The following is a 25,397-nucleotide window of genomic DNA, read 5'->3' as shown; positions in this document are numbered from 1 at the left end:
GCGGGCGCACTACGCGATGCGGTCCAGCACGATCGGGGTCGCCGTGAAGGAGGTGCCCGCCGGGGCGATGTCGAAGGAGCCGTCGAGGGCCGCCAGCGCGTACTCGAACTTCTCCGGGGTGTCCGTGTGCAGCGTCATCAGGGGCTGGCCCGCCACGACGGCGTCGCCCGGCTTCGCGTGCAGCTCGATGCCCGCGCCCGCCTGCACCGGGTCCTCCTTGCGGGCGCGGCCCGCGCCCAGGCGCCAGGCGCCCACGCCGACCGCGTACGCGTCCGTGCGGGTCAGCACGCCCGAGGCCGGGGCGGTGACGACGTGCTGCTCGCGGGCCACCGGCAGGGCCGCGTCCGGGTCGCCGCCCTGGGCCGCGATCATCCGGCGCCACACGTCCATGGCCGACCCGTCGGCCAGCGCCTTCGCCGGGTCCGCGTCACGGATGCCGGCGGCCGCCAGCATCTCGCGGGCCAGCGCCAGGGTCAGCTCGACCACGTCGGAGGGGCCGCCGCCGGCGAGCACCTCCACCGACTCGCGGATCTCCAGCGCGTTGCCCGCGGTCAGGCCGAGCGGCGTGGACATGTCGGTCAGCAGCGCGACGGTCTTGACCCCGTGGTCGGTGCCGAGGCCGACCATCGTCGAGGCCAGCTCGCGCGCGTCCTCGATGTTCTTCATGAAGGCGCCGGAGCCGACCTTCACGTCGAGCACCAGCGAGCCCGTGCCCTCGGCGATCTTCTTGGACATGATCGAGGACGCGATCAGCGGGATCGCCTCGACGGTGCCGGTGACGTCGCGCAGCGCGTACAGCTTCTTGTCGGCCGGGGCCAGCCCGTCGCCCGCCGCGCAGATGACCGCGCCGGTGGTGTCCAGGACGTGCAGCATCTCCTCGTTGGAGAGCAGCGCGCGCCAGCCGGGGATGGACTCCAGCTTGTCCAGGGTGCCGCCGGTGTGGCCGAGGCCGCGCCCGGAGAGCTGCGGTACGGCCGCGCCGCAGGCGGCGACGAGCGGGGCCAGCGGCAGGGTGATCTTGTCGCCGACGCCACCGGTGGAGTGCTTGTCGGCGGTCGGGCGCGAGAGCGAGTCGAAGTTCATGCGCTCGCCGCTCGCGATCATCGCGGCGGTCCAGCGGGCGATCTCGGTCCGGTTCATGCCGTTGAGCAGGATGGCCATCGCCAGGGCCGACATCTGCTCGTCGGCGACGACACCGCGCGTGTACGCGTCGATGACCCAGTCGATCTGCTCGGGGCTCAGCTCGCCGCGGTCACGCTTGGTCCGGATGACGGAGATGACGTCCATGGGATGACTTCCTTCTACGCGCATAGAGAGATGAGGGGTGAGGGGTGAGGCAGGTGTGGAGAAGCAGGACGGCCCTCCGCCCCGAAGGGCGAAGGGCCGTCCGCACGGCTATCTCAGGTGGTCGGGCCCGAAGGCCTGCGGCAGCATGGCCGCCAGCGGCAGGACGCCCTCGGGCGTCTCCACCTGGAGCTCGGGCCCGCCGAACTCGTACAGGAGCTGGCGACAGCGCCCGCAGGGCACCAGGACCTCGCCCTTGCCGTCGACGCAGGTGAAGTGCGTCAGGCGGCCGCCACCGGTGGCCTGCAGGGCGGAGACCAGCCCGCACTCGGCGCACAGGCCGAGGCCGTAGCTGGCGTTCTCGACGTTGCAGCCGGTGATGGTGCGGCCGTCGTCGACGAGGGCCGCGACGCCGACCGGGAAGCCCGAGTAGGGGGCGTACGCCCGGGACATGGCGTCCCGGGCGGCCTCCCGCAGGGCGTCCCAGTCGGGCGCGGTCGCGGTCGTCACTTGCCCTGGCCCTTGCGGTAGGGCATGCCGTCCGCCTTGGGCATCCGCAGGCGCTGCGCGGAGAGCGCGAGCACGAGCAGGGTGGTCAGGTACGGGGCCGCGTCCACGAACTGGCTCGGCACCGAGTCGGTGGTCGCGTACCAGAGGAAGAGGCCGGCGGCGATGACCGCGGAGACGATCGCGGAGACGTACTTCTTCTTGTACAGCTGCCAGGCGACGGCCAGGACGAGCAGGATCGCGATCAGCAGCAGCATCGCGTGCACGTTCTCGGCGCCGCCGCGCAGCTTGAGGCTGTCGGTGAAGCCGAAGAGGCCCGCACCGAGCGCCATGCCACCGGGCATCCAGTTGCCGAAGATCATCGCGGCGAGACCGATGTAACCGCGGCCGCCGGTCTGGCCCTCCTGGTAGATCGGGCTGGCGACCTCGGAGAGGAACACGCCGCCGAGGCCCGCGAGGGCGCCCGAGACGATCACGGCGATGTACTTGTACTTGTAGACGTTGACGCCGAGGGACTCGGCGGCGACGGGGTTCTCGCCGCAGGAGCGCAGGCGCAGGCCGAAGCTGGTGCGCCACAGCACCCACCAGGTGCCCGGGATCAGCAGCAGGGCCACGACGGTCAGCAGCGACAGGTTGGTGACCAGACCGCCCAGGACGCCGGCCAGGTCCGAGAGGAAGAACCAGTGCTTGCCCTGGAGGGTGGTCAGCCAGTCGGACAGCCCCGGCACGGTGATGTGGTAGATCTCCTCGACGCGCGGCGACTGCTTGGAGGAGCCGCCGGGCGCCTCGTTGAACGTGAAGTTCGACAGGTACTGGGTGAAACCGAGGGCCAGGATGTTGATGGCCACACCGGAGACGATGTGGTTCACGTTGAAGGTGACCGTGATGATCGCGTGCAGCAGGCCGCCGAGGGCGCCGCCCGCGATGCCGACGACCACGCCGGTCCACGGGCCCCACTGGTAGCCCGCCCAGGCGCCGAACCAGGTGCCGAGGATCATCATGCCTTCGAGGCCGATGTTGACGACGCCCGCGCGCTCGGCCCACAGGCCGCCGAGACCGGCGAGACCGATCGGCACGGCGAGGGAGAGCGCGCCGGAGACCTGGCCGACGGAGGTCAGGTCCTGGGCCCCGCTGATCACGCGGACCAGCGAGACCAGCGCGAGGCCGCCCGCGATGATCAGCATGATCCAGGGCAGGGTGAGCTTCTTGCGGCCGGTCTGCTTCTTGGGGGCCGCATTCGTCGCGGAAACGGTGCTGGCGCTCACGCCGCGACCTCCTTCTCGGTCTTGATGGCGTGGCCCGCGGCCAGCTCCTCGCCGACCTTCTGCTGCTGGCGGCGGATGCCCCAGCGGCGGACGAGCTCGTAGGAGACGACGACGGCGATCACGATCAGGCCCTTCATGATCGTGCCGATCTCCTTCGCGTACCCGGCCGTGTCGAGACCGGCCGAGGCCTTGTCGATGAAGGACATCAGGAAGGCGGCGAAGAGGATGCCGACCGGGCTGTTGCGGCCCAGCAGCGCGATGGTGATGCCGGTGAAGCCGACGCCCACGGGGAAGGACAGGTTGTACGTGTGGGTCTCGCCCAGCAGCTGCGGCATGCCGGACAGGCCCGCGACCGCGCCCGAGATCACCATCGAGGTGATGATCATCTTCTTGGCGTCCACGCCGGACGCCTGGGCGGCGGACTCGCTGGCGCCGGTGGCGCGCAGGTCGAAGCCGAAGCGGGTGCGGTTGAGCACGAACCAGTAGACGACGCCGAGGGCGAAGGCCACGAAGGTGAAGCCGTAGATCTCCAGGCCGTCGCCGACGGTCACCGCGGGGAACCAACCGGACTCGGCGATGTCACCGGTCGTCAGGTCGTTGGAGCCCGCGGGCTGGACGCCGAAGTTCTTCGGCAGGATCAGCCAGGCGATGAGGCTGGTCGCGATGGCGTTCAGCATGATCGTGGAGACGACCTCGCTGACCCCGCGCTTGGCCTTCAGCACGCCCGCGATGCCGGACCAGAAGGCACCGGTCAGCATGGCGACGACCACGATGAGCAGGATGTGCAGCGGCCCGGGCAGGCTCACCGCGGTGCCCACGACGGCGGAGACCATCGCGGCGAGGCGGTACTGGCCGTCGACGCCGATGTTGAAGAGGTTCATCCGGAAGCCGATGGCCACCGCGAGCGCCGCCAGGTAGTAGGTGCCGGCCTGGTTCAGGATGAGGATCTGGACGTCCTCGTAGCCGGCGTTCTCCACCATGATGCGCAGCGGGTCGATCGGGTCGACGCCCGTCGCCGCCAGCACGATCACGGTCAGCACGAAGGCGGCGACCAGTGCGAGCGCGGGCCCGGCGAATGCGAGGAGCAGCCGGTCCTTGTCGAATTTCTTCATCGGGCCTCGTCCTCCGGGGATGCGGTACCAGCGTCGGCACCGGCGTCGGAGTGGTTGTCGGGTGCTTCCAGGTGCCCGGTCGCGGCGCCCGTCATGGCGGTGCCGAGTTCTTCCGGGGTGACGGTCGCCGGGTCGGCGTCCGCGACCAGGCGGCCGCGGTAGATCACGCGCAGGGTGTCGGACAGGCCGATCAGCTCGTCCAGGTCGGCCGAGATCAGCAGCACGGCCAGGCCCTCGCGGCGGGCCTCGCGGATCGCGTCCCAGATCTGGGCCTGGGCGCCGACGTCCACACCACGGGTGGGGTGGGCGGCGATCAGGAACTTGGGGTTGTGGCTCATCTCGCGGCCGACGATCAGCTTCTGCTGGTTGCCGCCGGAGAGCGAGGCCGCGGTGACGTCGATGCCGGGCGTGCGGACGTCGTACTCGCGCACGATCCGCTCGGTGTCCTTGCGGACGGCCTTCGGGTCGAGGATGCCGCGCTTGGAGTTGGGCGCCTCGGTGACGTGGCCCAGGATGCGGTTCTCCCACAGGGAGGACTCCAGCAGCAGGCCGTGCCGGTGGCGGTCCTCGGGGATGTAACCGATGCCGCCTTCGCGGCGCTTGCGCGTCGGGACGGTGGAGATGTCCTTGCCGTCCAGCGTGATGGTGCCGCCGTCGGGGATGCTCATTCCCATGAGGGCTTCGATGAGTTCCGTCTGGCCGTTGCCCTCGACGCCCGCGATGCCGAGCACCTCGCCCTTGTGGATGGTGAGGTCGATACCGGCGAGCACCTCGCGGACGATGCCGTCCGGGTCGGTGGCAACCAGGTTCAGGCCCTCGACCCGGAGCATCGGCGTCGTCGTCACCGTGGACTCGCGCGTCTCGGGCGAGGGGAGTTCGGAGCCGACCATCAGCTCGGCGAGCAGCTTGGTCGTGGTCTTGGGGTCGCGCGGGTCGGCGGTGCCGACCGTCGTGCCGCGCCGGATGACGGTGATGTCGTCGGCGACCTTCAGCACCTCGCCCAGCTTGTGCGAGATGAAGATGACGGTCAGGCCCTCGGCCTTGAGCTCGCGCAGGTTGTCGAAGAGCGCGTCCACTTCCTGCGGGACGAGCACCGCGGTGGGCTCGTCGAGGATGAGGATCTTCGCGCCGCGGTAGAGGACCTTGAGGATCTCCACGCGCTGCCGGTCGGCGACGCCGAGGTCCTCGACGAGGGCGTCCGGGCGCACGCCCAGGCCGTACGCGTCGGAGATCTCCATGATCTTCTTGCGCGCCTTCGCACCGATGCCGTAGAGCTTCTCGCCGCCGAGGACGACGTTCTCCAGGACGGTGAGGTTGTCGGCGAGCATGAAGTGCTGGTGCACCATGCCGATGCCGCGGGCGATGGCGTCGCCGGGGCTGGAGAAGGTGACCTGCTCCCCGTCGATCGCGATGGTGCCCTCGTCCGGCTTCTGCATGCCGTAGAGGATCTTCATCAGGGTCGACTTGCCGGCGCCGTTCTCACCGATCAAGGCGTGGACCGTGCCCTTGCGGACGCTGATCGCGATGTCCTTGTTGGCGACGACGCCGGGGAAGCGCTTGGTAATGCCGTTCAGTTCTACGGCGAGAGGGGGGCTGGACGCGTTGATGACGCACTCTCCTTGGCGCGGAAGGAGCTGGAAATGCCGTGGCGGCAGGGGGGACAGAGCGGAGGAGAGAAGGTATCGCGTCCACGATGCCTCTACGCGCGTAGCACTGTCGGAAGTGAAAACTTGCGGCCAAGTGGCCAGAAAAAGCGATCAAGAACCGAGGGAGACGGCTCGGGGCCCGGGAGCGGTAGAGACCGCTGCCCGGACCCCGGAAACCATGTCGACCCGTCAGTCAAGACGTTACGGAGTGGTCTTGACCGTGATCTTCTTCGCGATGATGTCGGCCTTCGCCTGGTTCACCGCAGCGATGACGTCGGTCATCTTCTTGTACTCGGGGTTGGAGTCGGCCAGGCCGACGCCGTCCTTGTCCAGGCCGTAGCGGATCTCGCCCGTCTGCGGCTTGCCGTCCTCGACCGACTTGATGAGGTTGAAGACGGACTGCTGGACCTGCTTGGTGACCGAGGTCAGGATGTGGTCCTTGTACTTGACCAGACCCGCCTGGTTGTACTGGTCCGAGTCGACGCCGATGGCCCACTTGCCCTTGGCGGCGGTGGCCTCGATGGCGCCCGAGCCGGCCAGACCGGCGGCGGCGTAGATCACGTCGGCGCCGGCGTCGAGCTGACCCTGCGCCGTGGCCTTGCCGAGGTCGGGCTTGGAGAAGCCGTCGAAGTTCGGGGGCTGGGTCAGGTAGTGCGAGAGCACCTTGGCGTTCGGGTTGGTGTCCTTCACGCCCTGCGTGAAGCCCGCCTCGAACTTCTTGATCAGCGGGACCTCGACACCACCGATGAAGCCGACCGTGCCGGTCTTGGAGACCTTGGCGGCGGCGACGCCGGCCAGGTAGGAGCCCTGCTCCTCGTTGAACACCAGGTTGGCGATGTTCGGGCCGGTCACCGAGGTGTCGTCGATGATGCCGAAGGTGGTCTTCGGGAACTTCGGCGCGACCTTCTTGATGGCCGGGGCGTAGGAGAAGCCGACGCCGATGACCGGGTTGTTGCCCTTGCGGGCCAGCTCGGTGAGGCGCTGGACCTTGTCGGCCTCGCCCTCGCCGTCGGTGGGCTCCGCCTCGGCGCCCTTGACCTTCAGGTCCTTCTCGGCCTGCTGGAGGCCCGCGTAGGCGGCGTCGTTGAACGACTGGTCGCCGCGGCCACCGATGTCGTACGCGATGGCGACGGAAGCTTCCTTCTTGTCGGAGGAAGATCCGGTGTCCGAGGACTTCTTACCGCCACAGGCGGTGGCCGAGAGGGCGAGCGCCGCGGAGGCGATGCCCACGGTGGCGATCCTGGTGATCCGGCGCAAGGGGAGGCTCCTTCAAAACCTGACCGAAGCGCCGGGACCGGCGCTGGTTTCGCCGCGATCGTAACGCGCGTAGATGTCAGTTAAAGACCCGTACATGAGTCGTTATCGGATCGTCGCGAACCGGACAGTGACCGATTGGTAACCGGACAGGCGTCCAGCCCTTGTGTATCAAGGGCTGGACGCGGCCACCCGCCGCTTCTCGGTTGTTGTACGGAGCTTTACCTGATCGGCCTTGCGCGGCGCCCGTCGAGGAGCGCGGCGGCGGTGAAGAACTCGACCCCGACGGCGATCGCGGACTCGTCCACGTCGAAGTCGCCGCGGTGCAGGTCGCGCTTGGCGGTGTCCCCCGGCGCGCGCACCCCGAGCCGGGCCATCGCGCCCGGCACGTGCTCCAGGTACCAGGAGAAGTCCTCGCCGCCCAGGCTCTGCTCGGTGTCCTCGATCGAGTCCGCACCGCGCCGCGCCGCCATCGACTCGCGCAGCAGCTCGACGACGGCCGGATCGTTGACGACCGGCGGCACCCCGCGGACGTAGTTGATCGTCGACTTGGCCCGGTGCATCGTCGCGATCTCGTCGATCGCCGCGTGCACCTGCTCCGGCGCCTCGTGCCAGGCGGCCAGGTCCAGGCAGCGCACGGTCCCGGACAGCTCGGCGTGCATCGGGATGACGTTGCAGGCGTGCCCGGCCTCGATCCGGCCCCAGGTGACGGCCATGCCGCTCCGGGCGTCCATCCGGCGGGACAGCAGCGCGGGCACGTCGAGCGCGATCCGGGCCGCCGCCGTCACCAGGTCGGTGGTCAGGTGCGGCCGGGCGGTGTGCCCGCCGGCCCCGTCGAGGGTGACCTCCAGCCGGTCGCAGGCCGAGGTGATCGGGCCGGCCCGCAGACCGATCCGGCCGGCGTCCACGCGCGGGTCGCAGTGCACCGCGATCATCTTGCCCACGCCGTCCAGCGCACCGGAGTCGATGGCCTCGGTGGCGCCGCCCGGCAACACCTCCTCGGCGGGCTGGAAGAGCAGCCGAACGGGCCGGGGCAGCAGCCCCTGCCGGTCCAGCTCGGCCAGGACCAGGCCGGTGCCGAGCACCACGGCGGTGTGCACGTCGTGACCGCAGGCGTGGGCGCGGTCGGGGACGGTGGAACGGTAGGACACATGGGTCTTGGCGTCCGGAATGGGCAGGGCGTCGATGTCCGCGCGGATGGCGAGCATCGGCACCACTCCGTCCCAGCTGCCGACGTCACAGATGAGCCCGGTACCGGAGTCCAGTACCCGTGGTCGCAGGCCCGCTTTCTCCAACCTCGCCTTGAGCGCGGCGGTGGTGCGGAACTCCTGGTGCCCGAGTTCGGGATGCATGTGCAAGTCCCGGCGGAACGCGATCAGTTCGGCACGCAGGTGGTCCGGCAGCGTACCGGGCAGCTCGGGCTGGGCGGGCTCGCCGGGCAGGGCGGTCAGTGACTCGCGGGACATCAACTGGTTCACCCGTTGAAGGGTAGGCGCACGGACGGCTCAACTGGCCGGAGATCAGGAAAAGTTCAACCCGTTAGGCGAAGAAAACCCGGCCTCTGGGCGCATGAGCGCATACCCCCGGGGGTAAACTCCGCCGCTCATCGAGCCGTCTGGGCGGTGTGGGCGGGGAGTCTGCGCACATCACGGGCGGTCCCGGCGACCCCGGCGAGGAAGCCGCGGGCCCGCGGGGACGCGTTCCGGGTGAGCCAGGCCGGATCGATCTCCCGGACCGCGACGGTGACCCCGGTGCCCGCGAGCGCGTACGGCAGGGTGTGCACGACCGTCGAGGGGAAGCTGACGACGGTCCGGCCGACCGGCCCCCGGCGGGCGATCAGCTCCAGCGGCAGGTCCGGACGGACGATCTCCAGCCCGGTCGCCTCGCTCAGCGCCCGCAGCTTGTCCGGGGACTCCCTGCGGTGCGCGAAGTAGCGGGTGGCGCCGTGCTCACGGGCCAGCGCCCGTACGGCCGCCAGATAGCGGTCCGGGTCCACCACGCCCGTCTCCACCAGCGAGGTGCCCACCAGGTCGGTGCCCTTGGTCAGCCGCGGCGGGCCGAAGCGCGAGCGGGCCCAGCCGAAGTCGTTGAGCCGCAGCCCCATGCCCGGCGGCGCGGTGACGGGCATCGAGGTGAACACCTCGACCCGGCGCCCCTCGCGCACCGCGGTGAACCGGCGGCGCGCGGTCCCGGAGACCGGCGCGTACGCCAGCTCGCGGATCCGGCCCGGCAGGCCGCCGCCGCCCGCCCGGTGCCAGCGCACCAGCCGTTCGCCGCGCGCGGTCCGGTCGATGAACTCCATGGTGGCGGTGCCGTCGTCGACGACGACCAGCTCGTCGGCGCGGACCAGGGTGAGCAGCAGCTGGACGTAGCGGGAGAAGGGGTCGCCGATGACGACGCGGCGGGCGGCCCGCACCTCGCGCACCAGCGCGGCGAGCGCCTTGAAGGGAGCCAGCTTGCCGCCCCGGGCCTCCTGCCAGCGCACTTCGTGGCCCTCGTCGCGGGCCAGCCCGGCCATCCGGCGCAGCTGTCCGCGGGACATGGGGTCGGTGGGCGGCAGCACGACGATCCGCAGCGGCGCCGCGCCGCCCGCGCCGCCGCCCGGCTCCCGGTGGGCCTCGCGGTAGGCCGGCTGGCGCGGGACGGTGCCGAGCAACGGGCCGCGGACCGCGTCGTCGGCGCCTCTCGCGTGGGCCCACTCCAGCGCGTTCAGGAGCTGGACCGGACTCTCGACGAGGGCGAGGGTGGCGGCGGTGGGGGTCATCGGGTGCTCCTTCGTCGGAGGCGCCGGGGAGGGGGCGGGGGCGCCGGGGAGGCTGGGGGCGGGAGGTCAGACCCCGGCCAGGGCGCCCTGGACCCGGCGGAGCTTCTTCATCGGGGCGAGCTCGGAGGGGTAGACCCGCTTGACCCCGTCACCGAGCGCGGCCTCGATGGTGCGGATGTCGCGGACCAGCCGGTGCAGGCCGCCGGGCTCGACGGAGGCCGCCTGGTCCGAGCCCCACATCGCCCGGTCGAGGGTGATGTGCCGCTCGACGAAGGAGGCGCCCAGCGCGACGGCGGCCAGCGTGGTCTGGAGGCCCGTCTCGTGGCCGGAGTAGCCGATCGGGACGTTCGGGTACTCCTCCTGCAAGGTGTTGATCACCCGCAGGTTCAGCTCCTCGGCCTTGGCCGGGTAGGTCGAAGTGGCGTGGCACAGAAGGATGTTGTCGCTGCCGAGCACCTCCACCGCGTGCCGTATCTGGCGCGGCGTGGACATGCCCGTGGAGAGCACGACCGTCTTGCCGGTGGCGCGTACGGCCCGCAGCAGCTCGTCGTCGGTGAGGGAGGCCGAGGCCACCTTGTGGGCGGGCACGCCGAACCCCTCCAGGAAGGCGACGGCCTCCGTGTCCCACGGAGAGGCGAACCAGTCGATGCCGCGCTCGGCGCAGTGGGCGTCGACGGCGCGGTACTCGTCCTCGCCGAACTCCACCCGGTGGCGGTAGTCGATGTACCTCATCCGGCCCCAGGGGGTGTCGCGTTCGACGTCCCACTGCTCGCGCGGGGTGCAGATCTCGGGGGTCCGCTTCTGGAACTTGACGGCGTCGCACCCGGCGTCCGCGGCGGCGTCGACGAGCGCGAGGGCCGTGTCCAGGTCGCCGTTGTGGTTGATGCCGATCTCACCGACGACGTAGACGGGCCGACCGGGACCGGCGGTGCGCGATCCGATCCGGCGCAGGCGGGGGTTGGAGGTGACGCTCATGTCAGGTGACGCCCTTCGGTGCGGGTGCGCGTACGGGTGCGCTTGCGGGTGCGGGGTGGTGGCGGGTCGTCCAGCAGGGGGGCCAGGGCGCGGGCGCGGGCCAGGTCGTGGGGGTCGTCGACCTCCAGGACCCGGGACGGGTCGGTGGGCACCGGGAGGACCCGGCCGAAGAAGCGGTGCCGGGCGGCCCGGAAGCCGGCCGCGTCCATGGCGTACGCCGCGCCGGTCTCCAGCAGGTCCTGGGGCCGGTCCTGGCGGCGCGGCCGGACGGCGGGATCGTGGTTGACCCCCGTGACGGCGCCCGGGGCGCGCTGGTCCGGGGCGCGCCAGAGGAAGCCGTGGAAGGGCGCCACCGTGAGCGCCGAGTCCGCGGCCCCGCCCGCCACCGCGGCGGCGACGCCCTCCACGTCGGAGGCCGTGAGGAAGGGGCTCGTGCACTGGACCAGGAGGACCACGTCCACGGTGACCGAGTGCAGTTCCTCGAAGGACTCCAGGGCGTGCAGCACGGCGCTCTCGCTGCTCGCGGCGTCCCCGGCGAGCGCCGCCGGGCGGCGCAGGGCGTCGGCCCCCGCCGCCCGCGCCGCGTCGGCGACCGCGTCGGAGTCGGTGGAGACCACCACGTCGGTGACGGTGGGCGCGGCCAGCGCGGCGCGCACCGCCCGGCCGACCAGGGGCACGCCGGCCACCTCCGCGAGGTTCTTGCCGGGCACCCCCTTGGAGCCGCCCCGGGCCGGGATCACGGCCAGCACCCTCACAGCTCCCCCATCCTGCGGATCGCCGGGGCCACCCGCTGGACCCCGTGCCGGTACGCGCCCCGCGCAGCCTCCCGCAGCCGCCCGCGCAGCCAGCCGCGCAGCCGGGACTCCCCCGCGGCGGGCCGCGTCGAGCCGGGCAGCGGGGTGCCGTCGGGGGCCAGGTGGTGGCGGGCCAGCAGCCCGGGCAGGTACCCGGGCGCGGTGGTGAGCGTGTAGTACGGGTCCGGCGGCGCCAGCAACGGCAGCGCGGCCAGCTCCGCGACCCGGGCGCGGGCCGCGTCGAAGGCCCCGGCGTCGGCCAGCACCCCCTGCGCGGCGAGCCAGCCGGGGTCCCCCGTCGGCAGCAGCCCGGCGTCGATGCGGTCCCAGGAGGCGAGGCAGCCGGAGCCGGTGAAGTGGTGGTTGCCCAGGGCCTCGCGGACGCCGAGGTCGGTGAGGACGGCGGTGGGGATCCCCCGGTGCAGGGATTCCAGCGCGGCGGTCGAGGACACGGTCACCAGCAGGTCGGTGCGGTCCAGGACCTCCCCCATGTTCCCGTACACCAGGCGGCAGTTGGCCGGCAGCCCGCCGGGCAGCCGGTCCGCGAGCCGCTGGTAGGGGAGTTCCTCCAGGTGCGTGGTGTGCTCGCCGGGACGGCTGCGCAGCTTGATCAGCACCTCGCGGTCGGGGTGGGCCCTGGCGTGCCCGGCGGCCCGGGCGAGCAGGTACGTGCGGTCCGCGCGGCTCTCGGGCACGGAGGGCTGGGCGGCGAAGACCACGGTGCGGGCCCGGCCGCCGCCCGCGCTCTCGTACGGCGCGCCGCCGAGGAAGGGCAGGGCGGTCTCGGTGACGGCGGCCGCGTCGGCGCCGACCCCTTCGTACACGGCGCGGAAGCGCTGCGCGTCGTGGCGGGAGTTGGCGAGGACCAGGTCGGCGCCGTGGCGCAGCAGCAGCCCGTCGGCGAGCTTCTCGTAGACGACGCCGACGTACCCGGTGACGAGCACGGGGCGCGCCGCCGGCTCCGGCCACAGGGCGCGCACGCCGTGCAGGACGGCTTGGACGGCGCCGCCGACGAGGGCGAGGACGACCACGTCGTAGCGTTCGCGGCGCAGCTCGTCGAGGAATTCGGCGCAGGTCACCTCGGTCAGTCGGTCGACCCGGGCGCCCACCTCGCCGAGCTGGCGGGCGGTGGGCGTGGCCCGGCCGCGCAGCAGGTATCCGGTGAGGTGGTGGCCGCCGGTCCCCGGGGGGCCCGGCGTGCCCGGCAGGAGTCCGCGGGCGGTGAGCGCGCCCCATTTCCATCGCGTATCGGAATCGGCGAGAACGGCGACCCGCTGGCTTACTGGCACGACCGAGAAGCTATGCGGGAATTCTCCTGACCGGCCCAACGAGCACGCAACAGCGGGTTAACAACCCGTCGGCAAAATGCGGAGCCGGGCGGGTTAACGCAGCCGCCGCGCGTCGTTCACGCGAAGTCCTCGTCCGGTCCATGGCGAATGCCGGGACGCCCCCATAACGTCGCCCGGGTGCTGAAGCTCTCTGTCGTCGTGCCGTTCTACAACGTGCGCGCATACGCCCCGGACGCCCTGAAGAGCCTCGGACGCAACGCGAGGGACGACATCGAGTTCCTCCTCGTCGACGACTGTTCGACGGACGGGACGGGCGAGTTGCTCGAACGGGCGGTCCGCGAGCTGCCCGGGGCCGTGCACCTGCGGTGCGACCGCAACGGCGGTCTGGCCACGGCCCGCAACACCGGCCTGGACGCGGCACGCGGCGAGTACCTGGCCTTCCTGGACGGCGACGACTGGCTCGCCCCCGGCCACCTCACCCGCACCCTGGCCGCCATACAGGGCCTGAACTGCGACTTCGTCCGCACGGACCATGTCCAGGTGACCGGCCGGGAGCGGGTCGTGCAGCGCGTCCCGCACGGCCCGTACGACGTGGTGGCCGACCCGCGCGGCGCGATCCTGCCCGCCGGGCGGTCCACCTCGGTGGACTACCCGTACGCCTGGGCCGGGATGTACCACCGGCGCCTCCTCGACCGGGGGCTGCTGCACTTCACGGACGGGCTGCGGACCGCGGAGGACCGGCCGTGGATCTGGCGGCTGCACCGCGGGGCGCGCTCGTTCGCGGCGGTCGGCCTGCCCGGGGTCTTCTACCGGCGCGGGGTCTCCACCTCCTTGACGCAGATCGGCGACGAGCGTCAGCTCGATTTCATCCGCGCATTCGATCAAGTCCTGTCGGAAACCGCCCAAGATCATGAATCCGCGGATCTCCTTCCGAAAGCCGTTCGCACGTATTGCGCAATTATCGCCCACCACATCGGATCCAGGGAAAGGTTCGAACCGGCCGTGGCCAGAAAACTCCGCTCGATGAGTGCGGAAGCGCTCCGGCGAATGCCGCGGCCACTGCTCGACGAGACGCTGAATTCGATGGACGCCGAACGGACCGCCCTGCTGCGGCGACTGCTCCGCCGCCGCGCCCCTTCGAACCGGTCGACCTCGGGGGCGTCGGCGTGAACCGGCCCACCACCCAGATCTTCCTCGCGTCCACCCTGTACGGGACGGCCACCCTCGCCGCCGCCGTCGACGCGGGCGCCTGCGACCCCACCGACCCGGCGGATCCACCGGTCCACCGCATCCTGCTGACCAGCGACAACGCCCCGATCCCCGAAGTCGCCCCGCCACTCGCCTCGATGCCGGGCTTCGACGCCCTGCGCAGCCGCTTCGACGAGGTCCTCGACTGGAACGCGGCGATCGCCCCCTTCCACCCCGGCGCCTGGACCCCGCGCCCGGAGGACGCGCCCTTGTGGGAACGCCAGTTGCGCGCGCTGTGGGGCCTGGGCGACGACCGGATCGAGCTGTACGTCGAGTCCGTACAGGTCGCCCCGGCCCAGGCGCTGTGCCGGCTCTTCCCCGGCGCGGCCGTCGAGGTCTACGCCGACGGGCTGATGAGCTACGGCCCGACCCGGTTCCGGCTCGATCCGCAGCTCGGCACCCGGGTGCGGCGCGTCCTGCACCTGGACCTGGTGCCCGGGCTGGAACCGCTGTTGCTGACCGAGTTCGGCGTACCGGCCCGGACGGTCCCGACGGACGCCTTCCTGAAGGTCCTGGCGGAACTCCCGGCGCCGGAGGCCGGCCCGGACGAGGAACCGCCGGCCCTGCTCCTCGGCCAGTACCTGTCCGCGCTCGACCTGCTCACGGCCGCGGAGGAGGAGGAACTGCACGCCGCGATGGTGCGGGGCGCCTGCGCCCGGGGACACCGGCGGCTGCTGTTCAAACCGCACCCCGGCGCCCCGGCCGGGTACTCCCGGCGGGCCGAGGAGGAGGCGGCGCGGCTGGGCGTCCCCTTGCGGGTGCTGCCCGCGACGGTGCTCGCCGAGACCCTGTTCGCGAGCATCCGCCCCGCCCTGGTGGTGGGTTGCTTCTCCACCGCCCTGCTCACGGCCGCGACCCTGTACGGACTCCCGGTGGCCCGGACCGGCACGGAGCAGGTCCTGGCCCGCCTCACCCCGTACCAGAACAGCAACCGCGTCCCCCTGGTCCTGGTGGACGCCCTGGTCCCGGACCTGGCGGAGCCCGCACCCCCGCTCCCCGACCTCCCCGCCCTCCTGACGGCGGTCCCCCACCTGCCGGCCCTGCTCACGGCGGTCGGCTTCACGATGCAGCCGAAGGTCCTGGCGGCCCGCCGCCCCGAAGCCGAGGCGTACCTGGCGGCGCACCTGACCCCGCGCACCCGCCCCTACTTCACCCGCCGCCGCCTGACCTCCCTGGCGCTCCCGGGCGGCCGCGTCCCGACCCGCCTGACCCCCCTGGCCACCCACCACACCCTGCGCCGACTGCGCCGAGCGGTCCTACGCCTGCGCCGCGCCGCCGCCGGCTAGCCGGCTAGCCGGCTACGACCTTGCCGGCGCCGGTCGATCCGCTACGGCATCCTCTGGCACCCAGGGGTGGGGCGGACGGTGAGGGCCCACTCCTGCACTTCGGTGACATGGCTCGGCCGGAGACCTGCATAGGGGTCCGGCTGGACGAGGAGCGTGGGGTCGCCGCGGGCCGCACGTTCGGCGGCCCAGATGTGGTCGAGGGCGGTGAAGTCGTCGTCGATCCAGACAACGGGGGCTCTACCGAGCCACGGGTCGACGTGGTCGCGTTTCCAAAGGTAGCCGTTGGGATGGCTCGTGGTGATCTGAGGCCGGGGGAGGTCGAGGTACGGGAAGGCTGGCAGACCCAGGAGCGGCCCGATGATCCTGGTCGCATCCTCGCGCCAGCTCGTGCACCACACCGGGCTGACGAGACCGCTGGTCACGAGGTCGGCGAGCAGCGGGCCGTGACTGGGATCGAGCCAGACGGGCACCGGGTCATCCGGCCCCCGCCCCCTGGGCAGGACGGCGTGGCGGGCGTGGGTGGGCGGGGTACTGCCGTCTACCGCCGGGAACGGTATGAGGACTCCGTCGATGTCCAGGAGCAGGTAGGGGCGGGTCATCGATGCCTCCAGTGTCAGCTGTCATCGTTTTCGGGCGGTGATCAGGAGGGTGGTGGGCCACGGGTCACGACGCGGGTGGCGGAGTTCCAGCACAGAGGTGATCCGCAGACCGTTCCGGGTGAGGTGGGCACCCCAGCGGCGGGCGTCGAACTCCCATCGGGCGATGGGCAGCCGCCTGTGGTCGGGCATGGTGACGTAGTCCTCGCGCGGACGGTCGTCCGTGGATGGATGTCTTCCGGCCCGGGCCGGGTGCGGAACGGAGAAAGCCAGGACACCGCCCGGCCCCAGGCGTCGGGAAATGGCGGCGAGTAGCAGCTCGGGAGCGACGAGGCCGACGGCACCGAAGACGGAGTAGATCGCGTCGAAGGTGTGGCTGGCGGCTTGTAGGTGGTGCAGGGCATGGCCGGCGGCGAAGGTGGCGCCGGCGATGTGGCCGTAGTGGGAGCGGGCGCGTCGTACTTGGAGTCCGACCAGGTCCACACCGATGGCGCGGGCCTGGTGATGCTTGGCGAGGTGGGCGACGTTGCGTCCGGAGCCGCAGCCCAGTTCCAGGACGCGCTTGCGGCACAGGTCCCGGCCAAGGGTCTCGGCGCCGGGGCCGAGACCCGGGTGAGTGCTCCACTCCATCCGAGTCGGTGCGGGAAGGGCCTGAGCCGGGCCGGCGGCGAAGCGCTGGACGGCATGGACATACCAAGGGGAGACCGGGGCGAGCACCTAGACCTCCAGTAGTTGGACCACGTCGTTCAGGTGGCGGCGGACGACGGGGATGTAGGCGGGGTCCTTGGCCGGGTCGTTGATCCAGCGGACGGCCTGCTCCATGAACCACTCGACCGCCCACATGCGGTGCCAGCCCAGGGCCCACTCTTCGGCGGCCAGTCCGCCCCGGGCGGCGAGAGCGTCTTCGTGGCCGCCTACGGCGACGTACTGCTCCAGGAACACCCGCAGTCGCACGGGGCTCGGCACGGCGGTGGTGCCGTGGTAAGAGGCGAGGTCGATCAGGCCGGGGCCGGTGAAGGCGCGCGCGAAGTCGAGGAGGTGCCAGCTGTCCTCGCCGATGTGGACGCTCGTGGGATGGAACTCCGAGTGGACCCAGCCGAACGGGTCGAGCGTCGCCCCCTGGACGCGGGCGTCGGCCGCAGCGGAGATCTTCCCCAGAGCGGTCTCGATGTCGTCGCAGTCCGTCCAGCGGTCGGCCCTCCTCAGCCGCTGGAGGTGATCGAGGGCTCGGCCGGGCAAGGCCGCGAGGCCCTGCCCGTCAAGGAAGGGCAGGGCGCCGGACGGCCGGGCTGCGTGGAGCATCACGGCGGCGGCCACACCATCGAGGTCCTCTGCCTCCCGTACGGGGGTGCCGAGGTCGTCCATGAGCATCCCGAGCCACTTGTCCTGCATAGCAATGGCGTGGAGTTCGGGTACTGGCAGGCCGCGCCGATGGGCCACCCGAAGAGCCTGGGCCTCACGGTCGAAGGGCTCCTTGGCGTACTTGAAGACGGCGCTCTCCCCGTCGGGGAAAGTGACGCGTTCGACGCCGGACATGCCCCAGACCCGGATCTCGGCCCGTTCCGGGAGGGGCTTGCCGACGAGGGTGCACAGGCCGTCCAGCAGGGCGGCGGTCAAGCTCTGGTCCATAGGGTGGCTCCGGGAGTCCGGTGTGTGCTCCGGGGCGGGCGAGCGCAGCACTCCGCCCCGGAGCCGTACAGGGGTTGGGGCTATTCGGCGACGGTCACGCGGTGGGCGAAGACCTGCTCGATCCAGCCCGCCTTGAACTCGGCCAGGTCGTCACGGAAGTTCGCCATCGAGGCACCGTAGGGCGCGACGACGCCGCCGGTCTGGTCCGGCACGGACTGGCAGCCGTGCACGAGCCGGCCGCCGAGCGCGGCGTGGGCCTTGATGGACTCGATCCGGCGGTGCTCGTTGAACCAGCCGCCGTGGTAGACCTCGTCCAGCATTGCGCCCATCGTGTCGTCCAGGTCGAAAACGACGGAGGTGGCGGCGGGGAAGAACCAGCACGGCCCGACGTTGGAGATGTGCCCGTCCAGCTCGACCTTGTTAAGCGCCATCAGCGTGGCCGCCTCGCGCAGCATGCGCAGGTGATCGGCGGTGATCTGCGGCAGGCCGAGGCCCGCCAGGTGCTCTTCGCGGAAGAGGTACGAGTAGACCCCGTACGCCGTGGCGAGCACGCGGGCGGCGTCCGACGTGGACTCGCCGTGGTTCTTGATGAAGTCGAGCGCGAGCTGTTCGACCGCGCTCTCGATCGTCTCCTCCACGTCCATGAGCTGGGTCTTGACCAGCCCCCAGTCCGCGACGAGCCAGGTGTTGGACTCGAACCGGAAGAAGTAATCGGCCGGGTCGATGCTGATGCATCGACCGTCCACCTGGATGCCGGGCAGGCGACTCCAGCGCGGGTCGAAGGCGTCGTGCAACTCGACCGTGATGGTCTCGGTATCGATGGCGGTCACCGTTTCTCCGTCTCTGATCGTCCAGGCTCGGGCATAGGGATGCCCGAGCCCGTGAGGGCGTACGGAACTTGGGGGCCGCCCGGCTCGAAAGCGGGGCAGCTATCGATAAGTGAACCGCCGGCTACGCAGAGTGGGTACGGTGTGACGGAGGCCAAGCGGTATACGCGGTTTACAGCTCCGGACCGGAGGCAATCGTGAAGGCGCCGAGCACCCCCAACCCCCGCCTGCGCGACACCATCGAGTCCGCCGGGTGCACGTACGACGCGCTCGCCAGAGACGTCCGCCGCATCGCCGCCGAAAACGGCGAGCTGCTCCAGACCAACAAGTCGGCGATCTCCCATTGGGCGAACGGCACCCGCTCGCCCTCCGGCCGGACAGGCCAGTACCTGGCCGAGGCCCTCTCCCGACGGCTGGACCGCGTCGTCACCCCGACCGAGATCGGCCTCCGCTCACCCGACGCGCAGTCATCACCGGAGACCGACCCAGTCACCGCCATCACGGACCTGGGGCGGGCGGACGTCGAACGCCGGCGCTTCCTGGCCATCGCCGCCTTCACCACGGCCGGCGTGGCCATGCCGCTCCTGCACGACCACGAAGCCACCTCCCGGATGCTCCGCGCCCGCACTGCCCGCTCCCTGGTCGGTAGCGTCGACATCGACGTCGTACGGCAGATCACGGAAGCCTTCAGCGCCGCTGACGAACGCCTCGGCGGCGGTCACGGCCTGACCACGGTCACCGCTTACCTCGCAGACACGGCAGCCCCGATGCTCCGTGGGCGCTTCCCTTCGGAACCGCTTCGCAAGGCGGCCTTTGGAGCCGTCGCCGAACTCGCCTACCTGGCTGGGTGGAAGCATCACGACCTCGGTAACGAGGGCGCCGCCCAGCGCTACTACCAGGTCGGCTACCAGCTCGCCTGCGAAGCCGACCCCCACGGCCACGCAGCCTGGATGATGCGAGCCCTCGCCCACCAAGCCCTCAGCCTCAAACAGCCCCAGCACTGTGTGGAACTGGTCGAAGGCTCTCTGCGGCTCGGCCTCGGCCACGTCGACGGCCAGACCGAAGCCCTCCTCCACATCACCCACGCGCGCGCATACGCGGCCGTCGGCGAGAATCCCTCGGCCGGACGCGCCCTCCTCGCCGCCGAGGACGCCCTCCAACGCGAGGACGGGCCCCAGCCCAGTTTCTCGCGCGTCAGCGGGCCGGCCGCCGGCACGGTGGCCAGCCACACCGCCCGCACTCTCACCGATCTCGCGGACCACCTCGGCACGGAGCAGCAGCACCGCGACGCGCTCACCCGGTGGGACCCGGAGAAGTACAAGCGCGTCCACGCGCTCACCCACGCCGATCTCGGAGACAGCCTCGCCGCCCAGGCCCGCGCCGACGAAGCGGTCGCCGCTTGGGCCCAGGCCCTCGTCCTCATGGAGGGCGTGACCTCCGAACGCACCCGCAAGGCGATCTCCTCGATCCGCTCGACCCTCGCGGTCTACCAGCGCCGCCGCGTCCCCGGCGCCTCCGATCTCGCCCGCTGCGCCCGCGAGGCCCTCGCCTAACATGCCCAACAACCCGCCCGACGAAGGGAACCCCGTGGCCCAGCAGACCGACGACCGCTCCCAAGCCCTCAAGCCGGCACTCGACTCCATGACCCTGCTGGTCGCGGCCGTCATCGTCCACGACAGGGCCACCAACCGCATCGTCCTCCTCCAGCGCAGCGAGAACGCCAAGTTCGCCCAGGGCATGTGGGACCTCCCCGTCGGCAAGAGCGAGCCGGGTGAGCCCATCACCAAGACGGCGGTCCGCGAGCTTCACGAGGAGACGGGCCTCACGGTGAAGCCGGAGTCCCTCAAGGTCGCCCACGTCATCCACGGCGCCTGGGGAGTCGAAGCCCCCAACGGCTTCCTCACGGTCGTCTTCGCCACCCACGAATGGACCGGCGAACCCGAGAACCGCGAACCCCGCAAGCACTCCCAGGTCCGCTGGATCGATGTCGCCGCCATCCCCGACGCCTTCGTCGACACCACGGCCAACGCCCTTCACCACTACTTGAGAGGCGAGAAAGCGGTCTCCCTGAGCGGATGGTCGGCAGCCTGACCAGGGCCTCCCCCCGCCCCCGCACCCCCAGGCCTCAGCTCATCGCCAGTTTCGCCGCGAAGCCGAGGAAGAGGACGCCCGCCATCGAGGTGGCTCCGGCCGAGAGTCGGCGGCGGCGGGTGAAGGCCTCCGAGAGCTTCGTGCCGCCGAATATCAGGAGCGTGAGGTACAGGAAGCTGCCGACCTGCAGCAGTGACCCCAGCAGCAGGAACGACAGCCCCCGGTAGGGGTACGCGGGGTCCACGAACTGCACGAAGAAGGACATCAGGAACAGGATGGCCTTCGGGTTGAGCAGGCTGATCAGCAGCGCCCGGCGGTACGGGCGCTCCGGACCGGAGGGCGCGGCGGCAGCGGCGGCGACCACCTCCGGCTCCGCCCCCCGCGCCCGCCACATCGCCCAGGCCCCCCGCAGCATCCCCACCGCCAGCCACGACAGGTAGCCGGCGCCCAGCACCTTCACCACCCCGAACACCACCGGGCTGGCCTGGAGCAGCGAGGCCGCCCCCACCGCCGCCAGCGTCATCAGCACGGTGTCCCCGGTCCACACCCCGGCGGCGGCCTTGTACCCGGTCCGTACACCGCGCCGGGCGGCCACGGACAGCACGTACAACGAATTGGGGCCGGGCAGCAGGATGATCAGGACGAGGCCGGCGAGGTAGGTCGGAAGGTCTGTGACGCCATACATGTCCGGAGTGTCTCAGAACCAGGTGGCCGAAACATAGTGCCCGTACACGCCCCGTTGCCCGCCGCGGGGAGGGGGCCCGGCCTGGTAGAACGTCTCCGCAGCGGCCTCCGGTCACAAAGGCGCAACATCCCGGGAGCGCCCGCAACTATCCGCGCCCGCGAGGCATCGTCTAGTTACACGTCATAGAAACCGGGGGACCTGCCATGCACCGCCTGAACCGCCAGAGAGTCGTCATCCGCACGCTCGGAGTGGCCACCGCGGTGGCTCTCGCCGCCACCGCCACCGCCTGCGGGCCGCACAAGTCGGATGCGAAGGGGCCGGCCTCCTCCAGCTCTGCCGCCTCGACGCCGGCCTCGCCGTCGGCCCAGGACAACAAGCCGGGCGACGCCTCACCCTCGGCTTCCGCTTCGGCGTCCGGGTCCCCCTCGGCCTCCGCCTCCGCTTCCGCCTCCCAGGCCAAGTACCTGATGGCCGAGGGCACGGAGGACGACAACGTGCGCGAGCTCCAGGCGCGGCTCAAGCAGCTCGGCATGTTCAGCGCGACGCCCACGGGCTTCTACGGTTCCAAGACGATCGCGGCGGTCAAGTCCTTCCAGACGAAGCACCAGCTGACCGTGTCCGGCTCGGTGGACGACGCCACCTGGAAGAAGGTCCAGAGCGTCAGCAAGAAGCCCACCGCCGAGGAGATGTCGCCGACGACGAACCAGGTCGACGCGCCGGACCCGCGCTGCATGAAGGGCCGGGTGATGTGCATCAGCAAGGAGAGCCGCACCCTGGCCTGGATGATCGACGGCAAGGTCGTCTCCACGATGGACGTGCGCTTCGGCTCGGAGAACACCCCGACCCGCGAGGGCGAGTTCGCGGTGGGCTGGAAGGCGAAGGACTGGGTCTCGACGATCTACCACACGCCGATGCCGTACTCGATGTTCTTCAGCGAGGGCCAGGCCGTGCACTACTCGTCGGACTTCGCGGCCCGGGGCTACGCGGGTGCCTCGCACGGCTGCGTGAACGTGCGCGACAAGGCGAAGCTGTCGGCGCTCTACGACCAGGTGAAGGTCGGCGACAAGGTCGTCGTCTACTGGTGACCGGCGGACGGAAGTAAGAGGCGCGGGCAGGGCCGGGGGAACGAACCCCGCCCGCGCCAGGTTGCGCAGAGCCCAGGGGTACGGGGGGAACCCCGGCTCATGCGCGGCCGATGACCAGTCGGCTCACTTGTTACTGCGCCGGTGGTTCGAAAAGTGTTACAGCCAGCTCAGAGCAGGTGTGCGGGACGTCTTTCAGCGCCGCAGGCGCAGGCCCAGCGAGCCCGCCGCACCCGACGGGTCCCCGGTGCCCGGGCCCGGGCCGGGGCCCGGAACGGGAAGCGTGTCCGTCGGGCCCGTCCCCTTCGGCGGGGTGGCCGGGGTGGTCCTCAGCAGCTCGTCGCAGTAGCGCTGGACCTTCTGGCGACCCTTGGCCAACAGGTTCAGCCGGTTCTCCCGGTCGCCGTTCAGCCGCCCGGAGCGGAAGTCGCGGCACAGGTCGGCCGCCCCGCGCAGGGCGTCCTTGCCCTCGCCGGCGCCGCCGCCCTCGGTGATCCCGAAGTGCTCTCGGTTGTCCTTGCCCGCGCCGTTGCCCGTGGTGGCGCCCGTGCCGTCCGTACCGCCCGCTCCGCCGTTGTTCCCGCCGCTCGCCGCGGCGCCGGTGGCGCCCGGGGTGGCGCGGACATCCGGGCCCGGGGTGTGCGGGCCGCCCGGGGTGCTGCCGGCGTCCGACGGCCGCGACCACCGGGGCGCCTCGACGCTCGGTGCGGCGGTGCCGCCGACCGGCTCCGGGGTGGGCTCGACGCTGACGTCGGCGGAGGGCAGGGGGCCGGCGTTCAGGTGCAGGGCGCGGTCGAAGAGGCCGGAGCCCGCGCTGGCCGCGACGCCGCCGATGGCCACGCTGGCGACGGCGGCCGCGAGGCCCAGTCGCCACGCGCCGACCCGGCGCGGGGCACGGGCGGCCCCGACCGCTGCCCCGACCGCGACCGGCGTCGGTACGGGAACGATGGCGACCAGCGGCTCCGCACCGACAGCACCACCGACAGCACCGGCGGCGGCGCCGACCGATCGGCCGGCCGCACGGTCCGGGTGCGCCGCGCGGAAGGCGGCCAGCGCGGCGGCCTCTCCGGGCAGTTCGGTCGTGGCGGCCGCGCGGGGAGCGAGGGAGTCCAAGGCGTCGCGCAGCCGGGCGGCGTCCGCGCGGGTGCGGAAGTCGCCGCTCGGGTCCACCGGTTCACCGCGCAGCAGTCTGTCCGCCGCGGCTTTGTCCAGCCACCTGGTGCGATCGTCGGCCATCACATGTCCTTCTGCGTCCGCCAACGTGAATGCGTCACACCGGTTCGCTCCGCGAGTCCTCCGAACCGGGCCCGCTGGGCGGGTACGGCGTCCAGATCCCGGCCGCCACCGGTGTCCCCGGCGGCTCCCGCGGCTCCGCTGCCGCCTCCGTCACCGGTGCGGCCCGGCCGATTATCCCCGAGGCCCGCGGTGCGCCCGTCGCCCGCCCCGTCGCCCGCCCCGAGGTCGTTCTCGCTCACGATCAGCTCGGCGAGCCGCTTGAGCCCGCGGTGCGCCGCCGTCCGTACGGCGCCGGGTCGCTTGCCCAGGGTCTCGGCCGCGCTCTTGGCGTCGAGGCCGACGACCACGCGCAGCACGACGGCCTCCGCCTGGTCCTGCGGGAGCTGGGCGATCAGGGCCATGGTGCGGCCGGTGGAGAGGGCTTCCATGGCCTCGCCCGCGGTGTCGCAGTCGGCGGCGTGGCCGGTGAGTTCGCTCTCGTCGCCGCCGATGGCGGGGCGTCGGCCGCGCATCCGCATGTGGTCGAGGGCGCGGTTGCGCGCGATGCGCGCGGCCCAGCCGCGGAAGCGGTCGGCGTCGCCGGTGAAGGAGTCGAGGTCGCGCGAGATCTGCAGCCAGGCCTCGGAGGTCACGTCCTCGGCGTCGCCGTCCCCGACGAGCGTGCGGACATAGCCCAGCAGTCGCGGGTGCACCGCGCGGTACACAGTCCGGAACGCGCTCTCGTCGCCGTCCTGTGCCGCGAGCACCGCGGCGGTCAGCTCCGCGTCGTCCCCCAGCAAAGTCCCCAACCCGTTCACTGTCCTGTACGTCTGGCGCAAATCAGCACGTTACGGCGTGTCGCGGCTCCCGTCCACGCGTTGTACAACCTGCAACCAACCGTGCGCGAAGCGAGGTGTGACACAAAACGCACTCGCGGCGCTGACAGGGGTACGGGCTTGTCGCACGAGCCCGTAACGGATGGCGGCCGGGGCCTCTCCTGTGGGGGGTGGCGGTCTCGGTCGCCTTCCCCTCCACAACCCGCCCCATCTCCTCCTTTCGGCTCTCTTCCGGGTGAAATCCGCGGTTGGGTACGTCGCCCGGGCCTCCGCGTCGATAGCGTGGCGTGACACCCCACCAGCATCCCGAGGAGCCCCACGCTGTCCAGCCACCTTCCGGCGCAGGTCCGCGGCAGCGCGCTGGCTCGGTTCAACGCGGCGTCGGCCGAGTCCGCCCGGGAGGCCCTGCTGCGCTGCTGCGGCAGCGACCGCTGGGCGCACCGGGTGGCCGAGCACCGGCCGTACCCGGACCTGGACGCGCTGCTGGCCGCCGCGGACGAGGCGGCGTACGACCTGCGCCAGGCGGACCTGGCCCAGGCACTCGCCCAGGAGTCCTCGGCGGAGCTGGCCCCCGACGCCCCGTACGCCGCGCACCTCGCACTGGGCGCGGCGCACGCGGAGTACGAGCGGAAGTTCGGGCACGCCTTCGTGATCTGCCTCGACGGGCACCCGGCCGATGAGCACGCGCACCAGGTGTTGGCCGCGATCCGGCGGCGGATGGCGCACGAGGTGGACGAGGAGCGGGCCACCTCGGCCGACGAACTGCGCCGGGTCGCGTGTTCGCGACTCGCCCACCTCGTGGGTTTTCTCCACATGTCGGGCGGGGCCGGTGCCGGAACCACCGACGACGCGTCTGAATTGGGGCGTTTCGCTCCTGTGGGATAGTCCGTCCGTGCCTGTTTGATCACACCGATGGCCCCCGCGCAAGGGAACCGACAAAGCGTCGCTACGATGTCCGGGGCCGGAGGACCGTACCCGGCCGGGCCCGACCGACAATGAAGCCGGCTGGCCC

The 25,397-nt window shown here is 71.7% G+C and carries 23 protein-coding genes and 1 pseudogene; 6 read left to right on the top strand and 18 right to left on the bottom strand.

All coding sequences use genetic code 11. The features are described 5' to 3' along the window. Window positions 1–9 precede the first annotated feature (9 nt). From ACIBEA_RS11235 to ACIBEA_RS11185, 11 genes and pseudogenes are all read right to left on the bottom strand, one after another. Window positions 10–1,287 carry a thymidine phosphorylase gene (locus tag ACIBEA_RS11235; RefSeq protein ID WP_399259578.1) on the bottom strand — a complete coding sequence of 426 codons (1,278 nt, stop codon included), beginning with the start codon at window positions 1,285–1,287 and terminating at the stop codon, window positions 10–12. Between the two features lie 108 nt (window positions 1,288–1,395). Next, the gene (locus ACIBEA_RS11230; protein WP_399259577.1) at window positions 1,396–1,794 is read right to left on the bottom strand and encodes a cytidine deaminase; all 399 of its coding nucleotides are present in this window, start codon (window positions 1,792–1,794) and stop codon (window positions 1,396–1,398) included. Beyond that, on the bottom strand, window positions 1,791–3,056 hold the full coding sequence (locus ACIBEA_RS11225; RefSeq protein WP_399259576.1) for an ABC transporter permease: 1,266 nt from the start codon (window positions 3,054–3,056) through the stop codon (window positions 1,791–1,793). Before ACIBEA_RS11225 ends, ACIBEA_RS11230 begins: the two co-directional genes overlap by 4 nt. Further along, window positions 3,053–4,168, bottom strand: a complete 1,116-nt coding sequence (locus ACIBEA_RS11220) for an ABC transporter permease (protein WP_399259575.1) — start codon at window positions 4,166–4,168, stop codon at window positions 3,053–3,055. The genes ACIBEA_RS11225 and ACIBEA_RS11220 overlap by 4 nt, the downstream gene beginning before the upstream one ends. Continuing rightward, window positions 4,165–5,742 (bottom strand): ABC transporter ATP-binding protein, encoded by a 1,578-nt coding sequence (locus tag ACIBEA_RS11215; protein ID WP_399260121.1) that lies wholly within the window; start codon window positions 5,740–5,742, stop codon window positions 4,165–4,167. Before ACIBEA_RS11215 ends, ACIBEA_RS11220 begins: the two co-directional genes overlap by 4 nt. A gap of 273 nt (window positions 5,743–6,015) precedes the next feature. Continuing rightward, window positions 6,016–7,071, bottom strand: coding sequence for a BMP family protein (locus tag ACIBEA_RS11210; RefSeq protein ID WP_399259574.1), 1,056 nt, complete (start codon window positions 7,069–7,071; stop codon window positions 6,016–6,018). 218 nt (window positions 7,072–7,289) lie between these two features. Next, window positions 7,290–8,534, bottom strand: a complete 1,245-nt coding sequence (locus ACIBEA_RS11205) for an amidohydrolase (RefSeq protein ID WP_399260119.1) — start codon at window positions 8,532–8,534, stop codon at window positions 7,290–7,292. A 137-nt stretch (window positions 8,535–8,671) separates the two neighbouring features. Then, entirely contained in the window at window positions 8,672–9,832 is a 1,161-nt protein-coding gene (locus ACIBEA_RS11200) for a hypothetical protein (protein ID WP_399259573.1), read from the bottom strand. A 66-nt stretch (window positions 9,833–9,898) separates the two neighbouring features. Beyond that, entirely contained in the window at window positions 9,899–10,807 is a 909-nt protein-coding gene (locus ACIBEA_RS11195; protein WP_399259572.1) for an N-acetylneuraminate synthase family protein, read from the bottom strand. A 56-nt stretch (window positions 10,808–10,863) separates the two neighbouring features. Next, window positions 10,864–11,562, bottom strand: a pseudogene (locus tag ACIBEA_RS11190) (cytidylyltransferase domain-containing protein); the annotation flags it as partial. Beyond that, on the bottom strand, window positions 11,559–12,890 hold the full coding sequence (locus ACIBEA_RS11185; RefSeq protein WP_399259571.1) for a DUF6716 putative glycosyltransferase: 1,332 nt from the start codon (window positions 12,888–12,890) through the stop codon (window positions 11,559–11,561). The pseudogene ACIBEA_RS11190 and the gene ACIBEA_RS11185, both read right to left, overlap by 4 nt. A gap of 177 nt (window positions 12,891–13,067) precedes the next feature. Here ACIBEA_RS11185 and ACIBEA_RS11180 point away from each other — a divergent pair, with 177 nt between their 5' ends. Together ACIBEA_RS11180 and ACIBEA_RS11175 are read left to right on the top strand one after the other, a co-directional pair. Next, window positions 13,068–14,060, top strand: a complete 993-nt coding sequence (locus ACIBEA_RS11180; protein ID WP_399259570.1) for a glycosyltransferase family 2 protein — start codon at window positions 13,068–13,070, stop codon at window positions 14,058–14,060. Further along, a complete protein-coding gene (locus ACIBEA_RS11175; protein ID WP_399259569.1) occupies window positions 14,057–15,424 on the top strand; it encodes a polysialyltransferase family glycosyltransferase in 1,368 nt (455 codons plus the stop codon). Before ACIBEA_RS11180 ends, ACIBEA_RS11175 begins: the two co-directional genes overlap by 4 nt. Window positions 15,425–15,465: 41 nt before the next feature. Here the strand turns inward: ACIBEA_RS11175 and ACIBEA_RS11170 are convergent, their stop codons facing one another. The 4 genes from ACIBEA_RS11170 to ACIBEA_RS11155 all read right to left on the bottom strand — a co-directional run bounded on the left by ACIBEA_RS11170 (window position 15,466) and on the right by ACIBEA_RS11155 (window position 18,479). Continuing rightward, window positions 15,466–16,023 (bottom strand): HAD domain-containing protein, encoded by a 558-nt coding sequence (locus ACIBEA_RS11170; protein ID WP_399259568.1) that lies wholly within the window; start codon window positions 16,021–16,023, stop codon window positions 15,466–15,468. Between the two features lie 21 nt (window positions 16,024–16,044). After that, complete coding sequence (locus ACIBEA_RS11165; protein ID WP_399259567.1) at window positions 16,045–16,737, bottom strand: class I SAM-dependent methyltransferase; 693 nt, start codon at window positions 16,735–16,737, stop codon at window positions 16,045–16,047. Then, entirely contained in the window at window positions 16,738–17,649 is a 912-nt protein-coding gene (locus tag ACIBEA_RS11160; RefSeq protein ID WP_399259566.1) for an aminoglycoside phosphotransferase family protein, read from the bottom strand. A gap of 80 nt (window positions 17,650–17,729) precedes the next feature. Then, the gene (locus ACIBEA_RS11155) at window positions 17,730–18,479 is read right to left on the bottom strand and encodes a hypothetical protein (protein WP_399259565.1); all 750 of its coding nucleotides are present in this window, start codon (window positions 18,477–18,479) and stop codon (window positions 17,730–17,732) included. Window positions 18,480–18,673: 194 nt separating this feature from the next. Between ACIBEA_RS11155 and ACIBEA_RS11150 the strand changes: the two genes are divergently transcribed. Continuing rightward, window positions 18,674–20,029, top strand: a complete 1,356-nt coding sequence (locus ACIBEA_RS11150; RefSeq protein ID WP_399259564.1) for a tetratricopeptide repeat protein — start codon at window positions 18,674–18,676, stop codon at window positions 20,027–20,029. Window position 20,030: 1 nt separating this feature from the next. Next, the gene (locus ACIBEA_RS11145) at window positions 20,031–20,567 is read left to right on the top strand and encodes an NUDIX domain-containing protein (protein WP_399259563.1); all 537 of its coding nucleotides are present in this window, start codon (window positions 20,031–20,033) and stop codon (window positions 20,565–20,567) included. A 34-nt stretch (window positions 20,568–20,601) separates the two neighbouring features. Here the strand turns inward: ACIBEA_RS11145 and leuE are convergent, their stop codons facing one another. After that, window positions 20,602–21,252, bottom strand: a complete 651-nt coding sequence (gene leuE, locus ACIBEA_RS11140) for a leucine efflux protein LeuE (protein WP_399259562.1) — start codon at window positions 21,250–21,252, stop codon at window positions 20,602–20,604. 203 nt (window positions 21,253–21,455) lie between these two features. Here leuE and ACIBEA_RS11135 point away from each other — a divergent pair, with 203 nt between their 5' ends. Beyond that, window positions 21,456–22,337 (top strand): peptidoglycan-binding protein, encoded by an 882-nt coding sequence (locus ACIBEA_RS11135; RefSeq protein WP_399259561.1) that lies wholly within the window; start codon window positions 21,456–21,458, stop codon window positions 22,335–22,337. A 192-nt stretch (window positions 22,338–22,529) separates the two neighbouring features. Here the strand turns inward: ACIBEA_RS11135 and ACIBEA_RS11130 are convergent, their stop codons facing one another. Then, window positions 22,530–23,570, bottom strand: a complete 1,041-nt coding sequence (locus tag ACIBEA_RS11130) for a hypothetical protein (protein ID WP_399259560.1) — start codon at window positions 23,568–23,570, stop codon at window positions 22,530–22,532. Then, on the bottom strand, window positions 23,570–24,349 hold the full coding sequence (locus ACIBEA_RS11125) for an RNA polymerase sigma factor (RefSeq protein WP_399260117.1): 780 nt from the start codon (window positions 24,347–24,349) through the stop codon (window positions 23,570–23,572). Before ACIBEA_RS11125 ends, ACIBEA_RS11130 begins: the two co-directional genes overlap by 1 nt. Before the next feature lie 357 nt (window positions 24,350–24,706). On the opposite strand from ACIBEA_RS11125, the gene ACIBEA_RS11120 reads away from it, so the two are divergent. Further along, the gene (locus ACIBEA_RS11120) at window positions 24,707–25,270 is read left to right on the top strand and encodes a 2-oxo-4-hydroxy-4-carboxy-5-ureidoimidazoline decarboxylase (RefSeq protein WP_399260115.1); all 564 of its coding nucleotides are present in this window, start codon (window positions 24,707–24,709) and stop codon (window positions 25,268–25,270) included. Window positions 25,271–25,397: the final 127 nt, after the last annotated feature.

The organism is Streptomyces sp. NPDC051555, from assembly GCF_044454405.1.
GTDB lineage: Bacteria > Actinomycetota > Actinomycetes > Streptomycetales > Streptomycetaceae > Streptomyces.
Note: the sequence above shows the minus strand (reverse complement) of the source record. Positions and strands in the feature narration are given on the sequence as shown.